Source organism: Polaromonas sp. (assembly GCF_039930745.1).
GTDB lineage: Bacteria > Pseudomonadota > Gammaproteobacteria > Burkholderiales > Burkholderiaceae_C > Polaromonas.
Genome location: NZ_JBDTTH010000151.1, coordinates 1 through 5716 on the forward strand (window position 1 = coordinate 1; position 5716 = coordinate 5716).

The 5716-nt window shown below is 57.7% G+C and carries 6 protein-coding genes; 3 read left to right on the forward strand and 3 right to left on the reverse strand.

The genetic code is table 11. The features are described from left to right. Positions 1 to 71: 71 nt before the first annotated feature. The 3 genes from yidD to rpmH are packed head-to-tail and all read right to left on the reverse strand — an operon-like array spanning position 72 to position 1000. Entirely contained in the window at positions 72 to 371 is a 300-nt protein-coding gene (gene yidD, locus ABI660_RS22685; protein WP_348072406.1) for a membrane protein insertion efficiency factor YidD, read from the reverse strand. Positions 372 to 415: 44 nt separating this feature from the next. Continuing rightward, positions 416 to 826 carry a ribonuclease P protein component gene (locus ABI660_RS22690; protein WP_348072399.1) on the reverse strand — a complete coding sequence of 137 codons (411 nt, stop codon included), beginning with the start codon at positions 824 to 826 and terminating at the stop codon, positions 416 to 418. A 39-nt stretch (positions 827 to 865) separates the two neighbouring features. Further along, a complete protein-coding gene (gene rpmH / locus ABI660_RS22695; RefSeq protein WP_077595646.1) occupies positions 866 to 1000 on the reverse strand; it encodes a 50S ribosomal protein L34 in 135 nt (44 codons plus the stop codon). 428 nt (positions 1001 to 1428) lie between these two features. On the opposite strand from rpmH, the gene dnaA reads away from it, so the two are divergent. The 3 genes from dnaA to ABI660_RS22710 all read left to right on the forward strand — a co-directional run. Next, positions 1429 to 2823: a chromosomal replication initiator protein DnaA gene (gene dnaA / locus ABI660_RS22700; RefSeq protein ID WP_348072408.1), complete on the forward strand. Its 1395-nt coding sequence runs from the start codon at positions 1429 to 1431 to the stop codon at positions 2821 to 2823. A 270-nt stretch (positions 2824 to 3093) separates the two neighbouring features. Next, entirely contained in the window at positions 3094 to 4200 is a 1107-nt protein-coding gene (dnaN, locus tag ABI660_RS22705) for a DNA polymerase III subunit beta (RefSeq protein ID WP_348072402.1), read from the forward strand. Positions 4201 to 4314: 114 nt separating this feature from the next. Continuing rightward, positions 4315 to 5716, forward strand: a 1402-nt coding sequence (locus ABI660_RS22710; protein ID WP_348072404.1) for an ATP-binding protein, incomplete at its 3' end; no start/stop codon positions are given.

Below are 5716 nucleotides of genomic sequence, written 5' to 3' on the forward strand. Positions count from 1 at the left end.
CTGCCACTGGTCCCACAACAAGACCATGGAAAAACCAAAAATCACCCACAAAATGGTGCGGCGTATGTCGTTCATGACGGCTTCTTTTTAGAGGAATTCGAAGTCACTGGCGTGACCAGATGGGTGAATAGGGAAAACCGGCGCGAAGGCTGTGCGGCCGATGGCACGGGATCATAGCCGCCATGGCACCATGGGTGGCAACGCGCCAGACGGTGCAGCGTCAGGTAAGCGCCTTTGGCCGCGCCGTGCTGCTGCAGCGCCTGCAGTGAGTAGGCCGAACAGGTGGGCTCGAACCGGCAGGACGAACCCAGCCAGGGGCTGAGCAACAGGCGGTAGCCTTTGACCAGGGCCACCAGTGTTTTCTGCGGCAGGCGGCTGAGCGCCACCGCCAAGCGACGCAATGCGGACATGGCATTCATGCGGCTTGTGCCCCGGCCTGCATCAAGGCCTGCACTTCGCTGCGAACCGCCTGCTTGAGCGACTCGGAACTCGCGCTGACAAATTCCTTGCGCGAAAAGTCACGGCGCAGGCGAACGACCCACGCAGTGGGGGGCGGGCGAGGCGAAAAGTCGGCGCACACGGTATAGATCTGTCTTTTGATGGCGTTACGCGTCACGGCACGTTTGGCCCAGCGTTTAGGCACCATCGCCCCGACCCAGAGGTCCTGAACAGGAAACAGGTCCGGCATGTCGTGGGTCTTGCTGGGTACGGTTTTCGCGTTCATGGCATCAAGCGCATTGCGGTGCAATGCGAAATGCGTTGTTCTTGCAACGATGGCGCCAGCAAGGACTGCCTGGAACTGGGGTCGGGTTTGAAGCCGTTGCAAGCGTCAGCTCGAAAGCAATTGGCCTGCGGGACCCACTGCTTAAACAGCCAGGCGCTTGCGGCCTTTGGCGCGACGCGCTGCAATCACTGCGCGGCCGCCACGTGTTTTCATGCGTGACAGAAAGCCGTGCGTACGGGCGCGCTTAACTTTGGAAGGTTGGTATGTGCGTTTCATGATGGTCCTACAAGCTACAAAAAGCTCCCCCTTTGCAAATTTCAATTTTGCGATTCGTGGTCCCGGCAGCCGTACAACACAGGCTACCCGGCAGGTCAGCCGGGCCAGCAAAACGGCTAAAGATGCTTGAAAACAAGCGCCAAACCAGCCATGCCAACCCGCTATGAATCAGGGAAACCCATGATTATCGCAGATTTCCCAACGCTGGCAACAAGTTAGAGGCCGCAGTGGCGGTAAAGGCTGAGATCGGCCAAGTGACACCAGAAAGAAAGTCGAACCGGAAAAACCGGCCCGCCCTAGGTTAAAACCCGGGGGCAATCTTTTTGTGGATAAGTACGCCGCACGACTACAATAACGGGTGCCAAAAATTAATAATATCCACAAGCAAAAGCATGCTGGCCACTGCGTCCATCCAGCCCAAAGATCCGATGCGTGAGGGCGCCGTGCACAGTTCCAGCCAGGGCTTGTGGCAAAGCTGCGTAGACCATCTTGCCCAGGAATTGCCCGAGCAGCAGTTCAACACCTGGATCCGTCCGCTGGTCGCCGAGGTCGCTGCCGATCTCTCCAAAGTCACCATTCAGGTTGCCAACCGCTTCAAGCTGGACTGGATACGCGCGCAATATGCGGGGCGCATCTCTGCTCTGCTGGAGAAAGTTTCCGGCCAAAATGTGCATCTTGAGTTAGCGCTCGCTCAGCGAGAACCCGGCAGCAGGAATACGCCAATCACGCGCAGCTTCGAAGGCAACGGCGTGGCCGAACCTGTCGGCCTGGGTGTTGCTGAAGATGTAGCCGGAACCCCCTTCAAGAGCCGGCTCAACACCGCACTGACTTTTGACACCCTGATCGAAGGCACGGCCAACCGCATGGGCCGCGCCGCCGCCCTGCATGTTTCCAGCAGCCTGGGGCAACTTTACAACCCACTGTTTATTTACGGCGGCGTCGGTTTGGGCAAGACCCATTTGATGCACGCCATCGGCAACAAACTGCTGGCCGATAACCCCGCCGCCAAAGTTCTCTACATCCACGCTGAACAATTTGTTTCAGATGTGGTTAAAGCCTACCAGCGCAAGACTTTTGACGAGTTCAAGGAGCGTTACCACTCGCTTGATCTCCTTCTTATAGATGACGTGCAGTTCCTGGCCAACAAGGACCGCACCCAGGAAGAGTTCTTCAACGCCTTTGAAGCCCTGCTGACCAAGAAGTCGCACATTGTGATGACCAGCGACACCTATCCCAAGGGGCTGACGGACATCCATGAGCGGCTGGTCTCGCGTTTTGATTCCGGGCTGACGGTAGCCATCGAGCCGCCTGAGCTCGAGATGCGCGTCGCCATCCTGATCCGCAAGGCCGAGGCCGAGGGCACCGTCATGCCCGAAGAGGTGGCTTTTTTTGTTGCCAAGAACGTGCGTTCCAACGTGCGCGAGCTCGAGGGCGCGCTGCGCAAGATCCTCGCCTACTCGCGCTTCAACCTCAAGGAAATTTCCATCCAGCTCGCGCGCGAAGCCCTGCGCGACCTGTTGTCCATCCAGAACCGCCAGATATCGGTCGAAAATATCCAGAAAACCGTGGCCGACTATTACAAGATTAAAGTCGCCGACATGTATTCGAAGAAGCGCCCGGCCAGCATTGCCCGGCCACGCCAGATTGCCATGTACCTGGCCAAGGAACTCACCCAGAAGAGCCTGCCCGAGATTGGCGAGCTGTTTGGCGGCCGCGACCACACCACCGTGCTGCACGCGGTACGCAAGATGTCTGCCGAGCGCCAGCAGATGACCGAGCTCAACCAGCAGCTGCACGTGCTCGAACAAACCCTGAAAGGCTGAGATGGAGCTTCACTCAGCCATTTTTCCCCGGTTTCAAGCCTGCCTGGAAACCATGGGGACAAGTTTTGAACAACTAATGACTTATCCACAGCGAAGGTGGATTGCCCAAAGTTGTTCATATTTGGCAGCGGGGTTGCGGGGATGTCTGACCACAAGGTTAAACAAGCGCCAAGTAGTTGATCAAAAAGAAGAAAATAGGGCTGTCCACAGAAATGTGCTTCCCTTATCTACTACTACTAATTTGAATTAAAGAAATAAGAGGTTAAGACAGTGATCGTTCTCAAAGCTACCCAGGATAAAGTTTTGGCAGTTCTGCAGTCAGTCGCAGGCATCGTGGAGCGCAGGCACACGCTGCCGATTCTGGCCAACGTGCTGATCCGCAAAACCGGCGCGCAGCTGCAGCTGACCACCAGCGACCTGGAAATCCAGATTCGCACCACAGCCGAGCTGGACGGTGACACGGGTAACTTCACGACCACTGTGGGCGCACGCAAGCTCATCGACATCCTGCGCTCCATGCCCAGCGACCAGACCGTGTCGCTCGAGTCGGCACAGAACAAGCTGATCCTCAAAGGCGGCAAGAGCCGGTTCACGCTGCAAACCTTGCCGGCCGAAGACTTTCCGCTTGTGCAGGAAGCCGCCAACTTCGGCCCCAGCTTCTCGGTGCCGCAGAAGGTGCTCAAAGAGCTGCTGAACCAGGTGTCATTTGCCATGGCCGTGCACGACATCCGTTACTACCTCAACGGCATTTTGTTCGTCGCTGAAGGCAAGCAGCTCAGCCTGGTGGCCACCGACGGGCATCGTCTGGCGTTTTCGTCGGCCATGCTTGATGTCGAAGTGCCGCGCCAGGAAGTGATCCTGCCGCGCAAGACCGTGCTCGAGATGCAGCGCCTGCTCAGCGACAAAGAGGGCGCCATCGAAATGCAGTTCGCCGGCAACCAGGCCAAGTTCAGCTTTGAAGGCATGGAATTCGTCACCAAGCTGGTCGAGGGCAAGTTTCCCGACTACAACCGCGTGATCCCGAAGAACCACAAGAACATCATTACCCTGGGCCGCGTGCCGCTGTTGGCCAGCTTGCAGCGCACCGCCATTCTCACCAGTGAAAAATTTAAGGGTGTGCGCCTGAACATCGAACCTGGCACCCTGCGCGTGGCCTCGAACAATGCCGAGCAGGAAGAAGCGGTGGACGAGCTCGACATCGACTACGCCGGTGACGCCATCGAAATCGGCTTCAATGTCACCTACCTGATCGACGCGCTGACGAACATGGAACAGGACATGGTGAAGATCGAGCTGGCTGACTCTAACAGCTCGGCGCTGCTCACCATTCCCGACGATGCGGCCTTCAAATACGTCGTGATGCCGATGCGGATTTAAGCTGTACAAACAGAAAAAAACAAACCGCCGCCCCCACCGAACCCGCTAGCCAAAGCGGGTTTGGTCATTCAAGAGATTGAGAAAACGTAGTTTCACCGTAGGTAAAAGTTAGTTATGACCGAAGAAAATAAATCCAGCGAAGCCACTCCGGACGAAGCAGGCCGCGCAAATGAGGGTGTTCATTCCGGCGAAGGCGGTGAGGGAAGTTCCAATTTCCAGCCCAAGATCGACACCAACCAGGCGGGTGCGTCCGAGGGGTATGGCGAAGGCTCCATCCAGATCCTGGAAGGCCTGGAGGCCGTGCGCAAGCGGCCCGGCATGTACATTGGCGACACCTCCGACGGCACCGGCCTGCACCACCTGGTGTTCGAGGTGGTCGACAACTCCATCGACGAATCGCTGGCCGGCCATTGTGATGACATCATGGTCACTATCCACCTGGACAACTCCATCAGCGTGGTCGACAACGGCCGTGGCATCCCGACCGGCATCAAGATGGACGACAAACACGAGCCCAAGCGCTCGGCGGCCGAGATTGCGCTGACCGAGCTGCATGCCGGTGGCAAGTTCAACCAGAACAGCTACAAGGTATCGGGTGGCCTGCACGGCGTGGGCGTGAGCTGCGTGAACGCGCTGTCCAAGATGCTGCGCCTGACAATCCGCCGTGAAGGCAAAGTCCATGTGATGGAGTTTTCCAAAGGCTTTGTGCAAAACCGCATTATTGAACAGGTGGGCGGTGTGGATGTGTCGCCCATGCAGGTGCTGGGTGACACCGACAAGCGCGGCACCGAGGTGCACTTTCTGCCTGATACCGACATCTTCCAGCAGAACAGTGATTTCCATTACGAAATTTTGAGCAAGCGCCTGCGCGAGCTGAGCTTTCTGAACAACGGCGTGAAGATCCGCCTGAAAGACGAGCGCAGCGGCAAGGAAGACGACTTTGCAGGCGCCGGCGGCGTGACAGGTTTTGTCAACTTCATCAACAAGGGCAAGACTGTCCTGCACCCCAATGTGTTTCACGCCATGGGCGACCGCCAGAGCGATCAGAACACCAATATCGGTGTTGAAGTTGCCATGCAGTGGAACAGCGGCTACAACGAGCAGGTGCTGTGTTTCACCAACAACATTCCACAGCGTGATGGCGGCACCCACCTGACCGGCCTGCGCGCCGCAATGACACGTGTCATTAACAAATACATCGACGACAGCGAGCTCGCCAAAAAAGCCAAAGTTGAAGTGACCGGCGACGACATGCGCGAAGGCCTGACCTGCGTGCTGAGCGTCAAGGTGCCCGAGCCCAAGTTCTCCAGCCAGACCAAGGACAAGCTGGTCAGCAGCGAAGTACGCGGCCCGGTGGAAGACATCGTCAGCAAGCTGCTGGCCGACTACCTGCAGGAGCGCCCGAACGACGCCAAGATCATCGTCGGCAAGATTATTGAAGCTGCGCGTGCCCGTGAAGCCGCCCGCAAGGCGCGCGACATGACGCGCCGCAAGGGCGTGCTCGACGGCATGGGCC

Excerpts from the sequence above, each read along its gene's own strand:
- rpmH (WP_077595646.1), bottom strand. The coding sequence starts at position 1,000 with ATGAAACGCACATACCAACCTTCCAAAGTTAAGCGCGCCCGTACGCAC.
- dnaA (WP_348072408.1), top strand. The coding sequence starts at position 1,429 with ATGCGTGAGGGCGCCGTGCACAGTTCCAGCCAGGGCTTGTGGCAAAGC.